This is a genomic window from Pseudomonas sp. WSY_20, assembly GCF_043104335.1.
Lineage (GTDB): Bacteria > Pseudomonadota > Gammaproteobacteria > Pseudomonadales > Pseudomonadaceae > Aquipseudomonas > Aquipseudomonas parafulva_B.
The window spans coordinates 1-22,670 of the sequence record NZ_JBICKP010000009.1; the positions used below are offsets into that span (position 1 = coordinate 1).

Genomic DNA, 22,670 nt, shown 5'->3' on the forward strand with positions numbered 1-22,670 from the left:
AGCAAGATCAAAAGCCAAAGCAAGATCAAGATCAAGATCAAGATCAAGATCAAGATCAAGATCGAGTATGAGTTTTATTGCTGGCTGTTGTTTGCCATTTCGTTTATGTACATATCCGGTGTAGGAGCGGCCTAGTGCCGCGATGGGCCGCGCAGCGGCCCCAGTATTTAAATCACAACAAACAAACTCCAAACTCGGGCCACAGCGCGCCCCATCGCGGCCGGTCCGGCGCTCCGGCCAGGCCGCTCTTACAAGAAATGGTAGGTAGTTTAAAGTTTTTTGAACGCAGCTACACCACTATGAAAGAGACTGATCTATAAGGTGCAACGTGATACCCAATTTCCATTCTCGCCAATAGGTGACCCACCTGAAAGACGTCCCTCCATCAATCCGCTAGCACCCAGATCCAACACAGGACCGCTGCTCCCCCGTATCGATGCTGACCACCACCGACATACCCGGCCGCAGCCGCGCAGCTTCTGGCTGCCCCGCATCCACCGTGATACGCACCGGTATCCGCTGGGCGATCTTGACGAAGTTGCCGGTCGCGTTGTCCGCCTGAAGCAACGCAAACTCCGAACCCGTAGCAGGGGAGATCTGTTCGATGTGCCCGTACAGCTTCAAATGGTTCAAGGCATCCACCGTGAAACTGGCCGGCTGACCGATGCGCACGTCGGCCATCTGCGTTTCTTTCATGTTGGCGATGATCCACAACGTATCGGGCACCAGCGCCATCAGCTGGGCACCTGAGTTGACATAGGCGCCCAGGCGCGTGCCGATCTGCCCCAGCTGCCCGTCCCTGGGCGCAGTGACGCGGGTGTTGTCCAAGTCGATACGGGCCAGGGCCACGGCTGCCTTGGCATTCTCGACCGCAGCCAGCAGCGCCGCGCGGTTGACGATCACCGACTCACGATCCTGCCGAGCGATCTCAAGCGCGGCCTTGGCCTGCGCAAGGCTCGCCGCCGCTGCCGCTTCGCTGGCGCGGGTAACATCCAGTTCGCGTCGTGACACTGACCCATCGCTGACCAGCGCCTGGTTACGCGACAGATCGGCCTTGGCTTTGGTCAACTGCGCGGCGGCGTCATTGATGGCAGCCTGGCGCTGGGCGATGGTCGCTTCGGCGCTCTTGCGCTGCTGGGCATTGTTGGCCAGCGCCGCTTCCTGTTGCTGCTGCTGGGCAATCGCCTGGGCCAGACGCTGGGTGTAGATGCGATCATCGAGCCTGACCAGCAACTGGCCTGCCTTGACGTACTGAAAATCCTGTACGGGCACCTCGACGATATAGCCGCTCAACTGCGGACCTATGATCGTGACCTGCCCGCGCACCATGGCGTTTTCGGTACTTTCGATGGCGCTGCTGAAAGGGGGCAGGCGCCAGGCATAAAGCACCACCAGCACGCCGACCAAGGCAACACAGCCGAATGTGATGGCAGACAGTATGCGCACCTTGCGGGTGCGTCCAGGTGAGGTCGGCTCGCTGGGTGGCGGTGTGCCTTCCGGCGCTTCGGCGATGGCGGTCGTGGTGGTGGTGCGGGATTCTTCGGTCATCGTGTCGGTGCGCCAAGGGATGGGTCGGTCAGGCGGGCCTGACGTTTGCTGTACCAGAGCCAGGTGCCGCGTATGCAGATCCAGATCATGGTGAGAATAGCGATAGCGCCAATGAGCATGAAGACATCGTTGTAGGCCAGCACATTGGCTTCTCGGGTGGCCGCGCTGGCCAGTTGGCGCATGCCCACTTCAGTACGCAGGGCAGGGTCGGCGATCAGGCGCCCGACGCTTGCACCACCACTTTGAACCCGGGCGGTGACCAGCGGTTCCACGCTGCCCAAGTGGTCCATGAGGTGGCTTGAGTGAAATTTTTCCCGCCAGATCTGGAACGTGCCCAGCAGCGCTGCGCCAATCAGGCCACCGAGGTTGTTGCAGATGCCGAACAGCACCGAGAAGCTCACCAGGTTCTGCGGATTGGCCCGCACATGGCCGATGCCCAGGGCCATGGAGGGGCCCAGGAAGAACGTACTGCCGAACGCCAATAGAAACTGGCTCAAGTACATCTGCGCAGGGCGGGTCAGGTTGCTCGACCTGCTGTCCATGAAGGCCCCTATCGCCATGGCCAGCAGGGAGATCAGCAACGGTAGGATCAGGTGGTTGGGATTGATGGTCAGGGCGCTGGTCGCCAGCCCGGCGACCGCGCCGAGCAGCATGATCCAGTACAGCGAACGCATCTGTTCGCTGGACATGTTGAGCATCTGCAGAAAGCCGACTGCGCCGGTGGATTGTTCGGAGGTGACCATACGGATGAGGATCACGCACAGCCCCAGGCGGATGATGGCGCCGCTGCCCAGCCACCGCGTCATCAGCAAGGGGTTCTCGCGGTTGTGCTCGATCGCCAGTCCACTGAGGATCAGGACGATCGAGCCTGCCAGCGCCATGCCGATCCATGGCGCATCCAGCCACCAGTCGATGCGACCAAGCGACAAGGCAGCGCAAAGCAGCGCCGTGCCGCTGGCCATCAGGGCGAAGGTAAGAAAATCCAAGGGCTCGAAGGTCTTGAAGCGGTCACCAGGTGGCAGTTTGAGCAGAAGTACGCAGCCCAGGGCTGTCAGCGCCAGCCCCAGTTCGAACAAGTAAAGCCCCCGCCATTCGGCGATCAATAGCAGGTCTTCTGAAAATATCCGTGCCAGCGGCAAGGCCAGCTGGGAAGCACCAAGGCCCAGGACCATGGCCTTGAGCCGCCACTGCGCAGGAAAGGCCTGGATCATGTAGTACAGGCCGAGCGAGGTCAGCGCGGCGCCCACCATGCCGTGGGCGGCCCGCACGGCAATGGCCGAGTTGAGGTCGTTGACCAGCAGGTGGGCGAAGGTCACCAGGGCATAGAGCACCAGGAACACTTCGGTGAAGGCACGCAAGCCAAATTGCTGGCGAAACTTGACCAGCAACAGGTTCATGGACACGTTGGTCATCACATAGGCCGCTGGCAGCCAGGCCATTTCCGCCGTGGTCGCGCCCAGTGCACCTTGCAAAAACACAAGGTTTGCAGTCACCAGCGCGTTGCCCAGCCCGCCGGTGATGGCGACCAGCAAACCGACCAGGCCATAGGCCAGGCGCTTGGCTGGGCTGTGCAGGGGCGTAGACGGCGAACCTGGCAGGGTCGGTTTCTCGTGGGGCAACCACTGGCGGGGTGCGTACTTGTCCATGAACCAGCCTATCTAAGGTGTTGAAAGCGGCCGTTGCTTGGCCGCATGCGCTCGCGTCGATGTCATCCAGCGCTGCTACAAAGCCCGTGCCAGGAAGGGGGCTGTACGGCTGTGCTCAGTCGTGGCTACCTGTTCGGGCGTGCCGCTGGCGACCACCTTGCCGCCGGCATCGCCCGCACCAGGGCCGATGTCGATCACCCAATCGCACTGGGCGACCACGCGCATGTCATGTTCGACCACCACCACGCTGTGGCCGTTGTCCACCAGGCGATTGAGCTGCACCAGCAAGCGGTCGACGTCTTGTGGATGCAGGCCGTTGGTGGGCTCATCGAGCACATACAAGGTGGCGCCGCGCGCCTGGCGTTGCAGCTCGGTGGCCAGCTTGATCCGCTGCGCTTCGCCCCCTGACAACTCCGTTGCCGGCTGGCCCAGGCGCAGATAGCCCAAGCCTATGTCTTGCAGCACCTGAAGCGAACGCCGCGCCGAGGGTTGATCCTCAAACACGCTCAACGCCTGTTCCACGGTCAGGCGCAGCACCTCGGCGATATTCATGCCACGCCAGACAACCGCGAGGGTCTCTGGATTGTAGCGGGCCCCGTGGCAGGTCGGGCAAGGAGCGAACACGCTTGGCATGAACAGCAACTCGACACTGACAAACCCTTCGCCTTCGCACGTAGGGCATCGGCCCTTGGCCACGTTGAAGGAGAAACGCCCGGCATCGAAACCCTGGGCCTTGGCCTGTTCGGTACTGGCGAACAATTTGCGTACATGATCGAACAGACCGGTGTAGGTGGCCAAGTTGGAGCGAGGCGTGCGGCCGATTGGTTTCTGGTCTACCTGCACCAGCCGCTTGATGTGCTCAAGGCCTGCGCTGACGCGGCCCGTGCTCACCTGCTCTGGCTCATCTTCCAGGTCCGCCTCCTGAGTATCCTGTGAAGCCTCGACGTGGCCCAGGTGTGCGCCCACCAACTCCAGCAGGGCCTGGCTGACCAGGCTCGATTTGCCGGAGCCCGAGATGCCGGTCACCGCCGTGAAGCAGCCCAGCGGGAACGCTGCGCTGAGGTTGTCGAGGTTGTTACGGGTTATGCCTTCCAGGTGTAGCCATGCCTGGGGCTCGCGTAATGGGCGCGGTGTCTTGTCCTGTACCTGGAACAGATAGCGGGCCGTACACGATTGCTCGACCTGGGCCAGGTCAGCCGGCGGTCCGCTGTAGAGAACCTCACCTCCGTGCTCCCCGGCGGCCGGTCCCACGTCCACCAGCCAGTCCGCACGGCGCATGGTGTCCAGGTCGTGTTCGACCACGTACACCGAATTGCCCGCCTGCTTGAGGCGCTGCAGGGCTTCGAACAAGGCTTCACTGTCGGCGGGGTGCAGGCCGGCGGAGGGCTCGTCCAGCACATAGACCACGCCAAAGAGCTGCGAATTGAGCTGCGTGGCCAGGCGCAGGCGTTGCAGCTCGCCCGATGACAGGGTAGGGGTGCTGCGCTCGAGCGCCAGGTAACCCAGGCCGAGCTCGAGCAGCGTGTCGATGCGCACCAGCAGCTCACTGGCGATGCGTTGCGCGGCCAGGCGTTTTTCAACGGTCAGGTCATCGTCCTGGGTCAGGTACTCGGCTGCCGCCACCTTGCGCAGTACCTCGGCCAGGGCCTGCAGGGGCAGTTGCGACAGCGCTGCGATGTCCAAACCTGCAAAGGTCACACTCAATGCCTCGGGCTTGAGCCGTTTGCCCTGACACGTGGGGCAAGGACTTGGGCGCATGTAGCGGGACACGCGCTTGCGCATCTGCGCGCTTTGCGAGTGCATGAAGGTATGCAGCACATAGCGCCGGGCGCCGGTGAACGTGCCTTGGTAGCTGGGCTCTGCCTTGCGCTTGAGGGCAGCGCGTGCCTGGGCAGGCGTAAGGCCCGCGTAGACCGGCACGGTGGGTGTTTCTTCGGTGTAGAGAATCCAGTCACGCTGCTTCTGGGGCAGATCGCGCCAGGGTACATCCACGTCATAGCCCAGGGTGACCAGAATGTCCCGCAGGTTCTGCCCTTGCCAGGCCATGGGCCAGGCAGCCACTGCCCGTTCCCGGATGCTCAGCGAGGGGTCGGGGACCATGGTCGCCTCGGTGACCTCGTAGACCCGGCCGAGCCCATGGCACGCGGGACAGGCGCCTTGAGGCGTGTTGGCCGAGAAATCCTCGGCATACAGCATGGGCTGGTTGGCAGGGTACTGGCCTGCGCGCGAGTACAGCATGCGGATGGAGCTCGATAGCATGGTGACACTGCCCACCGAAGACCGCGCACTCGGGCTGCCACGCTGTTGCTGCAGCGCCACCGCTGGCGGCAAGCCTTCTATGGCGTCCACGTCGGGCACACCCACTTGATCGATCAGGCGCCGAGCGTAAGGCGCCACCGATTCGAAATAGCGGCGCTGGGCCTCGGCATACAGTGTTGAGAAAGCCAAGGACGACTTGCCGGAACCCGACACGCCGGTAAACACCACCAATGCGTCGCGCGGTACATCGACATCGACGTTCTTCAGGTTGTGCTCGCGCGCACCCCGTACACGAATGAAACCGCTGAAGGCAGGTGTGTCGCTTGGCATGTGGCTGTCCTTGCTTGGCAGTTGGGTCGGGAAGACATAGCAGGCAATCGATCACGTGTGTGGCCTGCGGTCGAATGGGGATCGCACGCTGTAGGACGCTTCAAGCGGCCAGGGAGTTCTACCGGGCAGCCTGCGAGCTGAGCGGAGCGTGGCCATCGACCTGGACGCACACCTGTCGGTCGCCCACCGTTTTGCAGGGCCAATGATCATTGATGTAAGCATCCGGGGTGAAACACACCCGGTCATCGTTGACCCAGAACATGTGGCCGCTCGATCCGGAGAGACGCAATTGGGCGCACGGCCGATAGTCCTTGATCATGAGCGTTGCCGTGCTCACTGCAATCATCACCGGGGCCGCGATGCATATCGCCATGAGCGTGACCTGGAAGGAGCGGAGCTGGAAACGGTCAAGCCGGGACGCCCGCGGCGGGTCGAACTTGCGGCCGGTAAAAAGGCCGATAATGGCGGCGAGGACCACGATGGGCGTCAACGGAATCACACCGATCATGAAGAACGCCTTGAACGAAGTCTCGACTACCGGGGCGTTGCGGTACAGGCGGCCAAAGACCGGCAGCACATCCATCCAGATGGCATACATCGCCAGGCTGCACACTGCGACCATGCCCAATCCCAGCCCCAGGGCTACGCAGCGAAACAGAAGCGGGCTGCGCAGGTGAAGTTCAGCCTGCTGTTTCATTGCTTCCCGCCGGCGCCCTGTCTGTGCCCAATAACGCCCACAGGCGCGCATCTTCGAAGTTATCGATGACCAGGCGCGCACCTGCCTCGATCAAACGTTGTGGCGTCTGGGTGGTGGCAAGGCCGACTGTGAAGATCCCGGCAGCGCTGGCTGCCCGAACACCCGGCAGCGAGTCTTCGAACGCCAACGCCTGGTCGGCATGGGCCTGCAGCCGCTGCAGGCCGGTCAGGTAGGGAAGCGGGTCGGGTTTGGGCTTGGCCAGTTCATCGGCAATCACCACGTGGTCGAACCTGTCGCTCAACTTCAGGCCTGCGAGCATGTGTTCGGCATTGAGCCGTGGGGCGTTGGTTACCACGCACATGCCTACGCCGTGGGTGCTGGCGTGATCGAGCAGACGAATCAGCCCAGGCAGCGGCTCGAGCTTTGGCGACATTTCACGGAAAAGCGCTTCCTTGCGCTCGGCCAGTGCCTGGCACTGCGAGGCACTGGCGCCTTCGAACAACTCTGCGAACAGTTCGCCATTGGCCCGGCCACTGATCTGGGCATCAAACTGGTCCTGGCTCAGTTCGCGGCCATCGTACTCATGCAGTAGCTGGCGAAAAGCCTGTAAATGGAGGGTATCGGTGTCTGTGAGGGTGCCATCAAGGTCGAACAGCAAAGCATTGAACATCAGGATTTCCCAGTCAGGTACGGGGTGGCCAGACGATGATAACCAATGACGACGACGAAGGGGGGCTGGTCAGCGTGCTCCGGAAAGAGTACAAATGTGCTCCATGGATACTCTAACCCCCAAGCGCCGCGCCATTTTCGATTTCATTCGCGAGCGCATCACCGAACAAGGCCAGCCGCCTAGCCTGGCCGATATCGCCACGCGCTTTGGTTTTGCCTCACGCAGCGTGGCCCGCAAGCACATCACCGCGCTGTGCCAGGCGGGCTACATCGACGTCACCCCCAATCAGGCCCGCAGTATTCGCCTGGCAAGGCCGTTACGCCGGCCTGAAATGCTGGAACTGCCGGTCCTCGGGCAGGTCGCGGCCGGTGCGCCGATCGGGCCAGACCTGGACATCCACGAGCAATTGCTGCTCGACCCCAGCCTGTTTCGCCGCACCCCCGATTACCTGCTCAAGGTGCGTGGGGACTCGATGATAGGTGACGGCATCCTCGACGGCGACCTGGTCGGCATCCGCCAGCAGGGCGATGCGCGGGACGGGCAGATCGTGGTCGCTCGGCTGGACGGCGAGGTGACCATCAAGCGCCTCCAGCGCCTGGGCGAGGGCTATCGGCTGCTGCCGCGCAACCCGGCTTACGCGCCGATTGACGTAGGGCCGGACCAGGATCTCTTCATCGAAGGCATCTTCTGTGGCCTGGTGCGGCGCGACTGATGGGCGCGGTCGTCGATCTGGACAGGCTGCTCGACCAGCGTCGGGTGTGGCGCGGCCGTCAAGCCCAGGCCCGTCCACTGGGCCTGCAACCGACCGGGCATGCCAGCCTGGACGAACGCCTGCCCGAAGGCGGCTGGCCGGCAGCGGCCCTCAGCGAATTGTTGCTCGCCCGCCCTGGCAGCGGCGAACTGCAACTGCTCTGGCCCACGCTGGCGCGCCTGAGCGGCGAGGGCGGACGCGTGGTGTTGGTATCACCTCCCTTCATCCCTTTTGCACCAGCCTGGCAGGCGGCGGGCATCGACCTGCGCTGGCTGTTCCAGGTCGACGCGGGCACCACCGACACCCTGTGGGCCGCCGAGCAGTGCCTGCGTTCGGGCAGTTGTGCCGCTGTGGTGTGCTGGCCGGAACGCGCCGACGACCGCGCCTTGCGCCGCTTGCAGGTCGCGGCGGAAACCGGGCAGGCCCTGGCGTTCGCCTGCCGCGGGCAAGCGGCCCTGCACAATCCGTCGCCTGCGGCATTGCGCCTGGCCATCGACGTACGCCCACCCCAGTGGCGGGTGATCAAATGCCGTGGCGGCATGCCGCCGGCCCAACCGATCGCGTGTTCAAGGCAGGGATGATGGATCATGTTGTGGGCCTGCATTCTATTTCCGCAGCTGGCGCTGGACAGCCTGCTGCGCGAGCGCGACGACCGTGACGCACCCCTGGTGCTGCTGGGTGGTCCCAGTCAGCGCCGGGTCCTGCAGTCGGTCAACCCAGCGGCCGCCGCCCTGGGGCTTCGCGCCGGTCAAACCCTGACGGCAGCCCGTGCCCTGGCTGACGGCTTCACCTGCCTTGAAGTCGACCCCAGGCGCATCGATGCGTTGCAGCAGTTGCTGGCCGCCTGGGCCTACCGTTTCAGTGCCCAGGTCAGCTTGCACTACCCGCGAACTTTGTTGCTGGAGGTAGGGTCCAGCCTGCAGTTGTTCGGGCCGTGGCCAGTATTGCAGGCGCGCCTGCGCCAGGAACTGTCTGCGCTGGGCCTGCGTCAGCGCATCGTCCTGGCCAGCAACCCGGTGGCTGCGCGCATGCTGGCCAATGCTCACGACGGGTTGGCGTTGGAAGATGCCGCTTCGACCCGTGCAGCGTTGGCCGAAATGCCCATCGACCGGATCGGTCTGCGACCGGAGGATGCCCAGGCCTTTAGCCGCATGGGATTGCGCCAGCTCAATCATGTGCTGGCGCTGCCGCGTGATGCGCTGGCCAGGCGCTTTGCTCCCCAGGTGCAGTTGCACCTGGATCAGTTGCTGGGCATGCGCAACCTGGGCCTTGCGTTCTTCGAACCGCCCGATCGTTTCGACGCGCGGTTGGAGCTGAACTTCGATGTGGAGTCGCATCAGGCGCTGTTGTTCCCATTACGTCGCCTGCTGACCGACCTGGCCGCGTTCCTGGCGGGGCGCGACTGTGGTGTCCAGCGTTTCAAGGTGTACATGGAGCACGCGCAGGGCTCTGACACCCAGCTCGACGTTGGATTGTTGGCTGCAGAACGCGACCCGGCCATGTTGCTGGAACTGGCCCGTGGCAGGCTGGAATCGGTGCGCCTGAAGGCGCCGGTGCGTAACCTGCGCCTGGTGGCCGAGGATTTGCCACCGTTCGTACCTCAACACAAAGCGTTGTTCGACCCGCGTGCCCAGCAGGCGCAACCGTGGGAACAACTGCGCGAACGCTTGCGTGCACGCCTGGGTGACCAGGCCGTGACGGGGCTCAATGCCTTGGCGGACCATCGTCCTGAACAAGCATGGCAGGCCAATGAAATCGGCCAGTGGTCCAGCCTGTGCGTTGCACCCGGAAGCCGTCCTGGCTGGCTGCTGGCAACCCCCACGGTGCTCGAAGAGCAGGCGTACCAGGTTCAGGGGCAGGCCGAGCGCATCGAGTCCGGTTGGTGGGACGGCGGGGACGTGCGCCGTGATTACTATCGCATCGAAACCCGTGAGGGCCTGCGTGGGTGGGCCTACCGCGACCTCGGCCAAGGCGGCCCGCTGTGGCTGCAGGGCTGGTTCTGATGAGCGGCGTTGGCTACGCCGAGTTGCATTGCCTGAGCAACTTCAGTTTCCAGCGCGGGGCTTCAAGCGCCGATGAGTTGTTCCGCCGGGCTCGCGAGCAAGGCTACCAAGCCCTGGCCATTACCGACGAATGCACGTTGGCTGGCATCGTGCGCGCATGGCAAGCGGCGAAAGAGCAGGGTGTACGGCTGATCGTCGGCAGCGAAGTGCAACTGCAGGACGGGCCCAAGCTGGTGCTGCTGGTGCAAGACCTGCAGGGCTACCAGAACCTTTGCGCCTTGATCACCCGTGCGCGGCGTCGGGCGTCCAAGGGGAACTACCAGCTATTTCGCGAGGACCTGCCTGCGCACAGCTCGGGCCTGTTGGCATTATGGGTGCCTGACGATATTGCCGATCAGGCGGTGGGCGAGTGGTTGAGGGAAGTCTTCGAGCACCGCCTATGGCTGGCCGTGCATCTTCACCGCGGTGTCGATGACGACCAGCGCCTGGCGCGTCTGCGCGCATTGGCGACGGCCTTGGGTGTACAGGCGGTGGCGTGCGGGGACGTTCACATGCATGTGCGCGGTCGGCGCGCCCTGCAAGACTGCATGACGGCCATTGGCCGACGGTGTCAAGTGGCTGAGGCAGGGCGCTTTCTGTACGCCAACGGCGAACGTCATTTGCGTACCCCTGCCCAATTGGCCGAGTTGTATCCTGCCGACTTGCTGGCCCAGACCTTGGTGATAGCCGAGCATTGCCGTTTCGACCTCGCCGAGCTGCGCTACCGCTATCCCGAAGAACTGGTGCCCGCTGGGCATACCCCTGCCAGTTGGTTGCGTCAGCTGTGCGAGCAAGGGTTGCCGCTGCGCTGGCCCCAGGGCCCGAGCACCCAAGTCCGCCAAGCCCTCGATCGAGAGCTGGCCTTGATCAGCGAGCTGGGCTACGAGAGTTATTTCCTCACCGTCCACGACATCGTGGCCTTTGCCCGTGAGCAGCACATCCTGTGCCAGGGGCGCGGCTCTGCAGCCAACTCGGTGGTGTGCTTCGTGCTGGGGATCACCGAGCTGGACCCCATGAAGCATCGCTTGCTGTTCGAGCGCTTTTTGTCACGCGAGCGCAACGAGCCGCCGGATATCGATGTGGACTTCGAGCACGATCGGCGCGAGGAAGTCATCCAGTATGTATTCAGACGCTATGGTCGACACCGCGCGGCATTGACAGCGGTGGTCAACACCTACCACGCCAGTGGGGCGGTACGCGATGTAGCTCGCGCATTGGGGCTGCCAGCCGACCAGGTGGACGCCCTGGCCAAGTGCTGCGGCCGCTGGAGCGACCGCATCCCCGATGAGCAGCGTCTGAACGAGGCGGGGTTCGATGCAGGCAGCCCGGTGCTGCGGCGCATCCTGGTGTTGGCCGGTGAGCTGATCGGTTTTCCCCGGCACTTGTCGCAACACCCAGGTGGCTTCGTCATCTCGCAACAACCCCTCGATCAGCTGGTGCCCGTGGAAAACGCGGCCATGGCCGAGCGTACCGTGATCCAGTGGGACAAGGATGACCTGGACATGGTCGGCCTGCTCAAGGTCGATGTGCTGGCACTGGGCATGCTCAGTGCACTGCGTCGCTGCTTTGCGCTGGTACAGCAGCACCGTGGGCGACACTTGACCCTGGCCACCGTCCCTGCCGAAGACCCGGCCACGTACGCCATGATCAGCCGCGCCGAGACCATGGGCGTGTTCCAGATCGAATCCAGGGCGCAAATGGCCATGTTGCCGCGCCTGCAGCCCAGAACCTTCTACGACCTGGTCATCGAGGTCGCCATCGTGCGTCCCGGTCCCATCCAGGGCGACATGGTCCATCCCTACTTGCGCAGGCGCCTGAAGCAGGAACCGGTGACGTACCCATCGCCCAAGCTCAAGGCGGTGTTCGAGCGCACCCTTGGCGTGCCGCTGTTTCAGGAGCAGGTGATGGAGTTGGCCATGGTCGCGGCGGACTACAGCCCCGGTGAGGCCGACCAACTGCGCCGCAGCATGGCCGCGTGGAAACGCCACGGCGGGCTGGAGCCGCACCGCGAGCGGTTGCTCGACGGCATGCAGCGCAATGGCTACGAACTGGCGTTCGCCGAACGCATCTTCGAACAGATCAAAGGCTTTGGCAGCTACGGATTCCCCGAATCCCACGCCGCCAGTTTTGCACTGCTGTGTTATGCCAGCAGTTGGTTGAAGTGCCACGAGCCGGCCATCTTCACCTGCGCGCTGGTCAACAGCTGGCCGATGGGGTTCTACAGCCCCGACCAACTGCTCCAGGAGGCTCGCCGCCAGGGCATTGAGGTAAGGCCGGTGGACGTGTGTCACAGCCAGTGGGACTGCACGCTCGAGCCAGGGCCTGGGGGTGAACTGGCAATCCGCATGGGCTTGCGCTTGGTCCGCGGCCTGGCCGAAGCCGATGTGCGCCGGCTCGAACAGGCAAGGGCCATGCAGCCTTGGCGAGACGTCGAGGACCTGTGCCTGCGCTCGGCCCTGGATGAGCGCGCCCGGGCTCGTCTGGCGGATGCAGGCGCCCTGGTCGCGCTGGCCAGGCACCGGCACCAGGCACGCTGGGAAGTGGCGGCGGTACAGGCGCAACTGCCTTTGTTCGCCGACGTGCAGGCGGCCCCCGAGCAGCCGGTCGAGCTGCCGGCGCCTACCGTCGGCGAGGATTTGGTAGCCGACTATCACGCCATGGGCACGACCTTGGGGCCGCACCCATTGACCTTGCTGCGGTCCCGTCTGCGGGCACTGGGGTGTCGCAGTTCCGGCGAGCTGCAAGGTGTCGAACACGGCGACGCCATCGCCATGGCCGGGCTGGTGGTGGGCAGGCAGCGGCCACAGACCGCCAGTGGTGTGACCTTCGTCACGCTTGAGGATGAGTTCGGCATGGTCAACGTGGTGGTGTGGCGAGACCTGGCCGAACGGCAGCGGCGTACGCTGGTCGGCGCCCGGCTGATGAAGGTCAGTGGCCGCCTGGAACAGGAAAATGGCGTGCGCCACTTGGTGGCCCGACGTCTGGAGGATGTCAGCGTGCTGCTGCAGGGGCTGGACGTACGCAGCCGGGATTTCCACTGACCCTCTGCAGCACAGCCTCGCTTACACCATCGCCAGGCGCTGCTTGCGGGTAGGGGCCTCGAATGCCTGGTCGATGGTGTTCAGGTCATCGGCGGTCAAGTTCAAACGCGTTGCCGCGGCATTGAGCCTGACATGCTCGGGCGTCACGGCTTTTGGAATGGCGATGACGCCGTTGTGGCGCGTGACCCAGGCCAGGCAGACCTGGGCCGGGGTAGCACCATGGTCGTTGGCGATTTGCTTGAGCACGGGGTGTTGCAGCAAACGCCCTGCCTGGGCCAGGGGGCAATAGGCCATGATGGGCAATCCATGCCGCACCGACCAGGGCAGCAGGTCGAATTCGATCCCTCGTTGCGCAGGGTTGTAGAGCACCTGGTTGGTGGCACAATCGGCGTTGTCCAATTCGCGAAGGTCATCCACGTCGAAGTTGGACACGCCCCAATGCTTGATCTTGCCAGCCTCGCGCAGCCGCTCGAAAGCGTCCACGGTTTCGTGCAACGGGTACTGGCCGCGCCAGTGCAGCAGGTACAGATCGATGCAGTCGGTACCCAGGCGCTTGAGGCTGCGCTCGCAGGCGGCCTGCGTGCCGTGCTGGCTGGCGTTGTGCGGGTACACCTTGCTCACCAGAAATACCTCGTCCCGACGCCCGGCGATGGCCTGGCCCACCACTTGTTCCGCGCCACCCTCGGCATACATCTCGGCGGTGTCGATCAGGCGCATGCCCAGGTCGATGCCTTGTTGCAAGGCGGCGACTTCGGCCGCCCGACGGCTCGGGTGTTCGCCCATGTACCACGTACCTTGGCCGATGCTCGGCACGTTGGCGCCTGCCAATTTCACGTCACGCATGTTACCTCCGGTGGGTGGGTATTGTTCAGTAGAACATCCAGCAGCGCCTGGGCTGCCGTGGACAATGTGTGCTCGCGCAGGGCTATCACGCCAATGCGCCGTTCGACGGCAGGCTCGACCAGGGGGATACAGCGGGCCCCCAGCTCCTGCATCTGGGTAATGCACAGCGCCGGTACCGCGCTGACGCCTAGACCGCTCGCGACCATGCGGCCAACGGTTGCAAGCTGATGGCTTTCGAAAGCCACAGCCAGTTTGCCGTGCTGCACCGCCACGTTCTGCTCAAGCAACAGGCGCACGGCAGAAGGACGCTGCAGCGCCACGAAATCCTCGGCAAGAAGCTGCGCCCAACTGATTTGCGCAAGCCGGGCCAAGGGCGAGTCAGCCGGCACGACTGCAACGAACCGGTCGAGGTACAGCGGGTGAAAGTGCAAGCCCTCGACATTGTCTGGCTCAAAGCCGATGCCCAGTTCGACGCGCCGATGCCTGACCAGTTCCTGTACCTGTTCATTGATGACGTCGTGCACGGTCACGTTGACCTTGGGGTAGCACTGACGAAAAAGCTTGAGGGCCCCTGGTAACAGGTTGCCGGCAAAGGAGGGCATTGCCGCAATGGCCACCCGGCCCAGTTGCAGGGTGAAGCGCTGGCGCAGCATTTCCTCGGTGTCGTCCCAGTCAGCCAGCAGGCGACGGGCCAGCGGCAGCAGTACCTCGCCTTCTGCCGTCAGGCTGACGCTACGTGTGGTGCGGCTGAGCAGGGCACCGCCCAGGTTCTCCTCCAGCGCCTTGATGGTCAGACTCAGTGCGGGCTGTGAGATGTGCAGGTGCTCGCCGGCCTGGGCAAAGCTCTGGAACTTGGCCACGGCGACGAAGGCGCGCAGTTGCTTCACATTCATGGGAATCGCCTATGCTTTGATTTGAAGTGCTTATCAATCGATCATAAAAACAAAATTAACAAATCAGTGAACAGGGGAGAAGATACCCCCACACGCTTACCGACGCCCCGTCGGCTCAACAACTACAAAAGGCGAACCAGCATGGCCGGATTGGACAAACGCGTAGCTACGTACGAACAGGCCCTGGAAGGGCTGACCGACGGCATGACGGTATTGGCCGGGGGGTTCGGCCTGTGCGGCATACCTGAAAACCTGATCGCCGAGATCAAGCGTCGCGGCGTCAAGGGCCTGACCGTGGTCTCCAACAACTGCGGCGTCGATGGCTTCGGGCTTGGCGTGCTGCTCGAAGACCACCAGATTCGCAAGATGGTCGCTTCCTACGTGGGGGAAAACGCCGAATTCGAGCGCCAGCTGCTTAGCGGGGAGCTTGAGGTCGAGCTCACGCCCCAGGGCACCCTGGCCGAAAAAATGCGCGCTGGCGGAGCGGGCATTCCTGCATTCTTCACTGCCACCGGTTATGGCACCCCGGTCGCCGAGGGTAAGGAAGTGCGGGAATTCAATGGTCGCAAGTACATCCTCGAAGAAGCCATCACCGGGGACTTTGCCATCGTCAAAGGCTGGAAGGCTGACCATTACGGCAACGTGATCTATCGCAACACTGCCCAGAATTTCAACCCTCTGGCCGCCACAGCCGGCAAGATCACCGTGGTCGAAGTCGAGGAAATCGTCGAGCCTGGCGTGCTGCTGCCCAGTGAAATCCATACCCCAGGCATCTTCGTGGACCGCGTCATCGTCGGCACCTTCGAGAAGCGCATCGAAAAACGCACCGTCAAGGCCTGAGCGCCCCTACAGAACAACAAAGAGATCCTGACCATGGCACTGACCCGCGAACAGATGGCCCAACGCGTTGCACGTGAACTCAAGGACGGCTACTACGTCAACTTGGGTATCGGTATTCCCACCTTGGTCGCCAATTATGTGCCGGCCGACATGGACGTGATGCTCCAGTCCGAAAACGGCCTGTTGGGCATGGGGGAATTCCCCACCGAAGCGACCCTTGATGCTGACATGATCAACGCGGGCAAACAGACTGTCACCGCCCGCATTGGCGCCTCGATCTTCGACTCGGCGCAGTCGTTCGCCATGATCCGCGGCGGTCACGTCGACCTGACCGTGCTCGGTGCCTTCGAAGTGGACGTGCAGGGCAACATCGCTTCCTGGATGATCCCGGGCAAGCTGGTCAAGGGCATGGGGGGCGCCATGGACCTTGTGGCCGGTGCGGAAAACATCATCGTCACCATGACCCACGCCTCCAAGGACGGAGAGTCCAAGCTGCTGCCCCAGTGCAGCCTGCCGTTGACCGGCGCGGGTTGCATCCGCAAGGTGCTCACCGACCTGGCTTACCTTGAGATTGAGGACGGTGCATTCATCCTGCGCGAAACCGCGCCCGGTGTGAGCGTCGAAGAAATCGTCGCCAAGACGGCCGGCAAGCTCATCGTGGCCGATGATGTGAAGGAAATGACCTTCTAACCCCACATGCAATCTCACCCTGCTGCGACGAACCCGCTCGTCCAGGTTGCCGCCTTCACCACGGTACCTGGCGGGCGGGTTGGTTGGCGCAGGGTTCGCGCGTTTATGCGCGGCCTTTCATCTACCTATAAAACCAATAAAAGGACGCTTCCGTGGCCGCTGAACTACAAGACAGCCGCTCTGCACGCTTTGCCCTGCGCTGTTCCAACTGGGCCGAGCGCTGGTTCCCCGACTCCTGGGTATTCGCCGCCTTGGCAGTGCTGCTGGTGTGCCTGGGCGCGTTGGCCATGGGCGCCAAGCCCCTGGACACCGCCAAGGCCTTCGGGGATGGATTCTGGAGCCTGATTCCGTTCACCATGCAAATGGCATTCGTGGTCATCGGCGGCTATGTGGTCGCCAGTTCGCCGCCTGCCGCGCGGTTGATCGATCGTTTGGCCCGCATTCCGCGCAACGGTCGCTCGGCCGTTGCGTGGGTAGCCCTGATCTCGATGCTGGCGTCACTGCTCAACTGGGGCTTGTCCCTGGTCTTCGGTGGTCTGCTGGTGCGCGCGTTGGCGCGTCGTACCGACCTCAAGATGGACTACAGGGCTGCCGGTGCGGCGGCCTACCTGGGATTGGGTGCCGTTTGGGCGCTGGGGCTGTCCTCTTCGGCGGCTCAGTTGCAGGCCAATCCGGCCAGCCTTCCGCCCTCGATCCTGTCGATCACCGGCGTCATTCCATTCACCGAAACCATCTTCCTGTGGCAGTCAGGCGTGATGTTGGCGGCATTGGTCGTGGTATCGCTGGTCATCGCCTATGCCACGGCGCCGGGTCCCAACAGCGCGCGCAGCGCCGAGGCCTGTGGCGTGGACCCAAGCTTCAGCGCCCCGCCGGCACCGGCGCGTACACGCCCCGGCGAGTGGCTGGAGCACAGCCCAGTGCTGATTTTGTTGCTCGTTGCACTCGCCGCAGGCTGGCTGTATCAGGAGTTCGCGAGTAAACCCGCCATTACGGCCATCTCCGGCCTGAACACCTACAACCTGCTGTTCATCATGCTCGGCGCACTGCTGCACTGGCGGCCGCGCAGCTTCCTCGACGCGGTGGCCCGTGCCGTGCCCACCACCACCGGCGTGCTGATCCAGTTCCCGTTGTACGGCTCCATTGCCGCGATCCTCACCCAGGTCAAAGGGGTCGACGAACAGACGCTTGCCCATCACATCTCGCTGTTCTTCACCCAAATTGCCACCCACGATACCTATGCCCTGTTGATGGGTGTTTATTCGGCAGTACTGGGCTTCTTCATCCCGTCAGGCGGCGGCAAGTGGATCATCGAGGCGCCCTACGTGATGCTGGTGGCCAACGACCTGCAGTACCACCTCGGCTGGGCCGTGCAGATCTACAACGCAGCCGAAGCGTTGCCCAACCTGATCAACCCGTTCTACATGTTGCCGTTGTTAGGGGTGCTTGGCCTGAAGGCGCGCGACCTGATCGGGTTTTCCTTCGTGCAGCTGCTCGTGCACGTCCCCCTGGTGCTGTTCCTGCTGTGGGCCTTGGGCACCACGCTGCAATACACGCCACCGGTCATGCCGTAGCGGCTGCTGATGACCACAGCACTGCGTCTTGCTTTAGGGTGAGGTGCAGGGCTGCGGTCAAGGTGCTTTCTCTAAGCCGCCCCTTGGCGCGCGAATAGCAACAGGCTCCCACCCCCTTGAATTCACCAAGCCATATTCCCACCACCTGCACAACTCAAGCGACGTTTTTTTGACTTGTTTGGACTAAGCCCATTGAGATTTATTATGGTGTCGGTTCATTGACGTAATGTCAGAGTGCCCATAAGCTCAAGTCAATACCGCAACACACCCCGCATCATCGCGCCACTTACTCATTGATTATCCTGGTTAAAAGGACGGCGTATGCGCACGACTCTGATTGTGAAATCGTTCTTTTTGTTGGTGCTGCTAAGCGGTGCCGCCCGCGCGGCTGATTCGTATATCAACCAGAGCAGTATCATTCCTGTTGCAACCGCGGGTTGGTTCTTCGCATTTGCAGTCGTGGGTTTTGTCGCCGTGGCCAATCGAAGAAAGATTTGAAAGACCGCTGTTACAGTCACTCAGGTAAGACCGCTTGAGTTGGCTTGTGAATTCGTCAAGCGTTGCTATATTGCCATTACCCTCTCGAAGTCTGGTCAACAGGGTTCGACGTGCCGCCTAGCGGCCGGCAGAGCGTGGCGCTTGCGGTGGTAACTGCGAAGTGGAGCGAGAGTTGGTGTGTTGTTCTCTTCAGTGCTCTAGTCGGGCCATTTGGCCGGAGGGACCCTCATGGTGCGTTCATTGTTCGCCGTCGTTGGCCTTGTTGCAATGTGGTCGGGTCAGTGCGCTGCCGCGCCCTCGGAATCGGCCTATCGCCTCAATCCCGGCGATGTGGTGATGGTCTCGGTCTGGCAGGAGGACAGCCTCAAGCAGGAGGCAACCGTGCTCCCCGATGGCAGCATCACGTTCCCACTGGCGGGCCGCATAGATGTTGCAGGGCTGGATGTGGCCTCGGTTGAAAAACAAGTGGCCAGCAAACTTGAAAAGTTCCTGCCCGACCCGAACGTCAGCGTGGTGGTCAAGAGTAACGCGGGCAACTTGGTGTATGTCCAAGGCAAGGTCATAAAGCCCGGCCCTGTGCAAATGTCAGGCCCCACGGCCGTGCTGCAGGCGTTGAGCATGTCGGGTGGGTTGGACAAGTTTGCCGATGAAAGCGAAATAATGGTCGTGCGTGGCACCGGCACGTCCCAACGAATCTTGCCCGTGCGATACAAGGACCTGGTGACGGGCCGCGACATGTCTACAAATTTCCAACTTCAGGCCGGTGACACACTGGTCGTTCCTTGATCATGCCTTTTAATAAGTAGACTTGATGCCTCTTCCAAGAACAACACGCATTGCCGCGGCAATTGTGGTCTTGCCGCTTGCGCACTCAACCCAGGCCGCTACCTGGCAGTCGACGATGGTGGTACCGACTTCGGTCGAACACGACAGCAACCCGCTGTTGCTATCGTCGGGCGAGAAAGGGGTGACACGTACCCTGATCGCACCTGACTACACCCTGATCGGCAGTTTCGGCCCAGATGAACTCCGGTTGGGTCTGGGCCTGGACATTCTGCGCTCATCCGACACCAACGTCGTCGATGACCGCGAAGACCCGGACATCAGCTTGGGCTGGCAACGCACCACCGAACGAGGGCAGTTCGGGCTCCTGGCACGCTACAACGAAACCTCGACGCTGTCGGGGACCGTACTCGATACGGGCGTAGTCACCACCGATGGCACGCAGAAGCTGTACACCTTGACGGGTAACTGGCGCCAGGCGATCACCGAACGCAGTACCCTGAGCAACGAAACGACCTATAACCGCGCCCGTTACGATATCAACAGCCTCACTGGCTACGACGAGCTGGCCAATACCCTGACCTGGACTTATGCCTGGAGCGAGCGCGCCGACGTTTATACCCGCTTCGGTGCTCGGCGTTATGAACCCGATGACGACCTGACCGCCACGGCCTCCAACAGCTACAGCCCGGCGGTGGGCATCAAGTACCAGTTCTCCGAGTCACTGAGCGCCGATGCACACCTGGGCGTCAACAAGGTGTCGGGCAGCCAAGGGGGCCGGCGCGGGGAGGGCGGCGTGGCGCTGCTGTACACCGGGGCACGCAGCGATGCCAGCCTGACGGTCGAGCGCAGCACCGTGGCCAGTGCCCAAGGCGGCTTCGCCCAGCTCGATCAGGTGCGTGGGGTCTGGAGCTATGCCCTCGACCCGTTGACCCGGGTAGGCGCCGACGCCGCCTGGCAGGACAGTAAGGGCCAGATACCCAATACCTTGCAGATCTACAGCCTCTGGGCCAGCCGCCAATTGTCCCCCTATTGGGACGTGCGCCTGGCGCTGACCTACAAGGAGCGCAAGCAGGACCTTGACGGCGATGCGACCGCCACGATCGTTGGCTTGACCCTGACATACCGCTATCCCGACATCTGAACCGCTTGCAGGTGGCCCCATGAAGTCCGATTACGAGCTCTCCCTAAGAGATTACATCGCCATTATCAAGGACCGGGCCGTGGTGTTGGGGGTCAGCGCAGCCGTCATCCTGGCCGCCACCGTCGCCGTGGCGTTGATGGTGCCACCGATCTACCAGTCCACCGGCACGATCCTGGTGGAGTCCCAGCAGATCTCACCCGAACTGGTGTCGACCAACACCACCAGCTTTGCCGACGAGCGCATCGAAGTTATTCGCCAGCGGGTGATGACGCGGGAAAACCTACTGCGCATCATCGACAAGTACGGTCTGTTTGCCGACAAGCGCTTGAGCGAAAGCGACAAGATCGACCAGATGCGCAACGCCATCGCGGTCCAGACGTTGACCACTTTCGTACGTGGGCGCGGCGAGGCGACGGTGGCCTTCAACGTGTCCTTCGAACATCGTCAACCAGAGCTGGCCAAAGAAGTCGCCGATGAACTGGTGACACTGTTTCTCAACGAAAACCTCAAGCAGCGCACGGAGCGGGCCAACGAGACCACCGAGTTTCTGACCCAGGAGGCGAACAAGCTGGGGGCAGAACTGGCCAGCCTGGAGAACCAGTTGGCCGACTTCAAGCAGGCCCATGCCAACGCGTTGCCTGAGCATCAGACGCTGCGCATGAACATGCTTTCGCGGGCAGAACTCGAGTTCCGCGAGGTAGATCGCGACTACAAGGCGGCCCAGGAGGAACTGCGTTACCTGGAGCTTGAGCTGTCCGCCGCCAATGCCGGCCTTGGTACCAAAACCGGGGAGGGCGCGCGTCCAGCGGGCGCGGATCAGCCTCAGGACCTGGCCAGCCTGAAGGCCGAATACGCCCGCTTGTTGACCCGCTACAAGGAAGCGCACCCCGACGTGGCCGCGGTCAAACGCAAGATTCAAGCGCTGGAGGCCAGTGGCCAGACCGGTAGCGTGGCCTCGACGGTGAGCCTGGATGCGGCACGCGTAAGGGCCAAGATGAGCGCCGCACAGGTGCGCATTGCCTCGCTGGCCGAGCAGAAGCGCGAATTGACCCGCAAGATGGAAGGGTACGAAGCCGAGATTCTCGAAGCGCCGCAGGTCGAGCGCGGCCTGGTGACGCTGATGCGCGACCATGACAACGCGCGCAAGAAATACGAGGAAATCCGGGCCAAGGAAATGGGCGCCAAGATTACCGAGAGCCTCGAGCAGGAAAACAAGGCCGAGCGTTTCGTACTGCTCGAACCGCCCTTGATGCCCGAAAAGCCTATCAAGCCCAATCGCAAGAAAATCGCGGCACTGGGGCTGGTGCTGGCGCCGGCAGGTGGTGGGGCGCTGGTCATGTTGCTGGAGATGCTCAACCAGCGGGTGCGGGGCGTGGGCGCCCTCGAAAACCTGCTGGGCAGGCGCGTGCTGGTGGCGCTGCCTTACATCGACACCCGCGCCGACGTGGCCAGGCGCAAGCGCTGGCGCAACGGCCTGATTCTGGCAGCGTTGTGTCTGGTGGCTATCCTGGTAGGGCTGGTACACCTCTTCTACATGCCGCTGGATGTGCTGTTGCTCAAGCTCACCTCCAGGTTTGCATAGGAAAGCAGTGATGGACAGGAATACACCGGCTTATGGCAATACCCTTGACCCGGTCACTCCAGGTACGCCCCAGGCCGTGACCCCGGCACCGGGCACCGCGCTTGCCGAAGTCCCGGGGCAGTTCGACTACGTCAATACCAAAGTGGTGGCGCTCAAGGCCGACCACTTGGAACGTCATCGCATCGTTGCCTACAACAAGAACTCAAGCATGAACGGGCCCATTGACCTGCTGCGTACCCAGGTGCTCAGGACCATGGAGGAAAATGGCTGGCGTACCCTGGCCATTACTTCCCCCACCCCCGAAGCGGGCAAGACGGTACTGGCTATCAACCTGGCCATGAGCATTGCCCACTACACCACCCGCACGGCCTTGCTGGTGGATTTCGACCTGCGGCGCCCCCGCGTCGGCAGCAGCCTGGGGTTACCCATGGACTGCTCGTTGAACGAGTTTCTCGATGACCAGGCGCCATTGCAGGATTGCCTGGTGAACCCGACATTGCCTCGCTTCGTCGTACTACCGACGCGGGTGCCGGTCCCCATGTCGACCGAAGTATTGTGCTCACCCAAGGTCACCCACCTGGTCAGCGACCTGCGCAATCGCTATGCCTCGCGTATCTGCATCTTCGACTTGCCACCGCTGCTCAGCTCCGACGATGCGATCACCGTGCTGCCCACGTTCGACTGCGTGCTGTTGGTGGTGGCCAACGGCATGAACACCAAAAAAGAGATCGAGGACTGCCTGCACCATCTGGGCACGGCGAACCTGATTGGCACCGTCCTGAACAAGGCCGACGAAAAACCGCAGCCCTACTACTGAGCGCGTTCAGGGGCGTCACCACGCA

General features: G+C 62.7%; 19 protein-coding genes. 12 read left to right on the forward strand and 7 right to left on the reverse strand.

The window, feature by feature from the left end:
- Positions 1-393 precede the first annotated feature (393 nt).
- The 5 genes from ACF8E5_RS00960 to ACF8E5_RS00980 all read right to left on the reverse strand — a co-directional run bounded on the left by ACF8E5_RS00960 (position 394) and on the right by ACF8E5_RS00980 (position 7,150).
- Positions 394-1,548, reverse strand: coding sequence for an HlyD family secretion protein (locus ACF8E5_RS00960; RefSeq protein ID WP_058639207.1), 1,155 nt, complete (start codon positions 1,546-1,548; stop codon positions 394-396).
- On the reverse strand, positions 1,545-3,194 hold the full coding sequence (locus ACF8E5_RS00965) for an MFS transporter (protein ID WP_100851503.1): 1,650 nt from the start codon (positions 3,192-3,194) through the stop codon (positions 1,545-1,547). Before ACF8E5_RS00965 ends, ACF8E5_RS00960 begins: the two co-directional genes overlap by 4 nt.
- A gap of 75 nt (positions 3,195-3,269) precedes the next feature.
- Positions 3,270-5,783: an excinuclease ABC subunit UvrA gene (gene uvrA, locus ACF8E5_RS00970; protein WP_392474772.1), complete on the reverse strand. Its 2,514-nt coding sequence runs from the start codon at positions 5,781-5,783 to the stop codon at positions 3,270-3,272.
- A 118-nt stretch (positions 5,784-5,901) separates the two neighbouring features.
- Positions 5,902-6,480, reverse strand: coding sequence for a hypothetical protein (locus ACF8E5_RS00975; RefSeq protein WP_196127799.1), 579 nt, complete (start codon positions 6,478-6,480; stop codon positions 5,902-5,904).
- Positions 6,464-7,150: an HAD family hydrolase gene (locus ACF8E5_RS00980; protein ID WP_392474773.1), complete on the reverse strand. Its 687-nt coding sequence runs from the start codon at positions 7,148-7,150 to the stop codon at positions 6,464-6,466. The genes ACF8E5_RS00975 and ACF8E5_RS00980 overlap by 17 nt, the downstream gene beginning before the upstream one ends.
- A gap of 94 nt (positions 7,151-7,244) precedes the next feature.
- Between ACF8E5_RS00980 and lexA the strand changes: the two genes are divergently transcribed.
- The 4 genes from lexA to ACF8E5_RS01000 are packed head-to-tail and all read left to right on the forward strand — an operon-like array spanning position 7,245 to position 12,984.
- Positions 7,245-7,862: a transcriptional repressor LexA gene (lexA, locus tag ACF8E5_RS00985; protein ID WP_058639212.1), complete on the forward strand. Its 618-nt coding sequence runs from the start codon at positions 7,245-7,247 to the stop codon at positions 7,860-7,862.
- On the forward strand, positions 7,862-8,482 hold the full coding sequence (gene imuA, locus ACF8E5_RS00990; RefSeq protein ID WP_196127796.1) for a translesion DNA synthesis-associated protein ImuA: 621 nt from the start codon (positions 7,862-7,864) through the stop codon (positions 8,480-8,482). The genes lexA and imuA overlap by 1 nt, the downstream gene beginning before the upstream one ends.
- 6 nt (positions 8,483-8,488) lie before the next feature.
- Entirely contained in the window at positions 8,489-9,904 is a 1,416-nt protein-coding gene (locus tag ACF8E5_RS00995; RefSeq protein WP_392474774.1) for a Y-family DNA polymerase, read from the forward strand.
- Positions 9,904-12,984 carry an error-prone DNA polymerase gene (locus ACF8E5_RS01000; RefSeq protein WP_392474775.1) on the forward strand — a complete coding sequence of 1,027 codons (3,081 nt, stop codon included), beginning with the start codon at positions 9,904-9,906 and terminating at the stop codon, positions 12,982-12,984. The genes ACF8E5_RS00995 and ACF8E5_RS01000 overlap by 1 nt, the downstream gene beginning before the upstream one ends.
- A gap of 21 nt (positions 12,985-13,005) precedes the next feature.
- Here the strand turns inward: ACF8E5_RS01000 and ACF8E5_RS01005 are convergent, their stop codons facing one another.
- Positions 13,006-13,827, reverse strand: coding sequence for an aldo/keto reductase (locus ACF8E5_RS01005; protein WP_392474776.1), 822 nt, complete (start codon positions 13,825-13,827; stop codon positions 13,006-13,008).
- Positions 13,815-14,720: a LysR family transcriptional regulator gene (locus tag ACF8E5_RS01010; RefSeq protein WP_058604648.1), complete on the reverse strand. Its 906-nt coding sequence runs from the start codon at positions 14,718-14,720 to the stop codon at positions 13,815-13,817. The genes ACF8E5_RS01005 and ACF8E5_RS01010 overlap by 13 nt, the downstream gene beginning before the upstream one ends.
- 141 nt (positions 14,721-14,861) lie before the next feature.
- Here ACF8E5_RS01010 and ACF8E5_RS01015 point away from each other — a divergent pair, with 141 nt between their 5' ends.
- From ACF8E5_RS01015 to ACF8E5_RS01050, 8 genes are all read left to right on the forward strand, one after another.
- The gene (locus ACF8E5_RS01015; protein WP_058604647.1) at positions 14,862-15,560 is read left to right on the forward strand and encodes a CoA transferase subunit A; all 699 of its coding nucleotides are present in this window, start codon (positions 14,862-14,864) and stop codon (positions 15,558-15,560) included.
- 33 nt (positions 15,561-15,593) lie between these two features.
- On the forward strand, positions 15,594-16,250 hold the full coding sequence (locus tag ACF8E5_RS01020; protein ID WP_023535443.1) for a CoA transferase subunit B: 657 nt from the start codon (positions 15,594-15,596) through the stop codon (positions 16,248-16,250).
- A 152-nt stretch (positions 16,251-16,402) separates the two neighbouring features.
- Entirely contained in the window at positions 16,403-17,821 is a 1,419-nt protein-coding gene (locus ACF8E5_RS01025) for a short-chain fatty acid transporter (RefSeq protein WP_058639215.1), read from the forward strand.
- Between the two features lie 321 nt (positions 17,822-18,142).
- Positions 18,143-18,319, forward strand: a complete 177-nt coding sequence (gene eppA / locus ACF8E5_RS01030; protein WP_193755012.1) for an EPS-associated small membrane protein EppA — start codon at positions 18,143-18,145, stop codon at positions 18,317-18,319.
- Positions 18,320-18,547: 228 nt separating this feature from the next.
- Positions 18,548-19,105 carry a polysaccharide biosynthesis/export family protein gene (locus ACF8E5_RS01035; RefSeq protein WP_058604644.1) on the forward strand — a complete coding sequence of 186 codons (558 nt, stop codon included), beginning with the start codon at positions 18,548-18,550 and terminating at the stop codon, positions 19,103-19,105.
- Positions 19,106-19,130: 25 nt separating this feature from the next.
- Complete coding sequence (locus ACF8E5_RS01040) at positions 19,131-20,246, forward strand: hypothetical protein (RefSeq protein ID WP_058639216.1); 1,116 nt, start codon at positions 19,131-19,133, stop codon at positions 20,244-20,246.
- A gap of 19 nt (positions 20,247-20,265) precedes the next feature.
- Positions 20,266-21,828 (forward strand): Wzz/FepE/Etk N-terminal domain-containing protein, encoded by a 1,563-nt coding sequence (locus ACF8E5_RS01045; RefSeq protein ID WP_196125498.1) that lies wholly within the window; start codon positions 20,266-20,268, stop codon positions 21,826-21,828.
- Between the two features lie 10 nt (positions 21,829-21,838).
- Positions 21,839-22,645: a CpsD/CapB family tyrosine-protein kinase gene (locus ACF8E5_RS01050; RefSeq protein WP_196186533.1), complete on the forward strand. Its 807-nt coding sequence runs from the start codon at positions 21,839-21,841 to the stop codon at positions 22,643-22,645.
- The last annotated feature ends 25 nt before the right edge of the window (positions 22,646-22,670 follow it).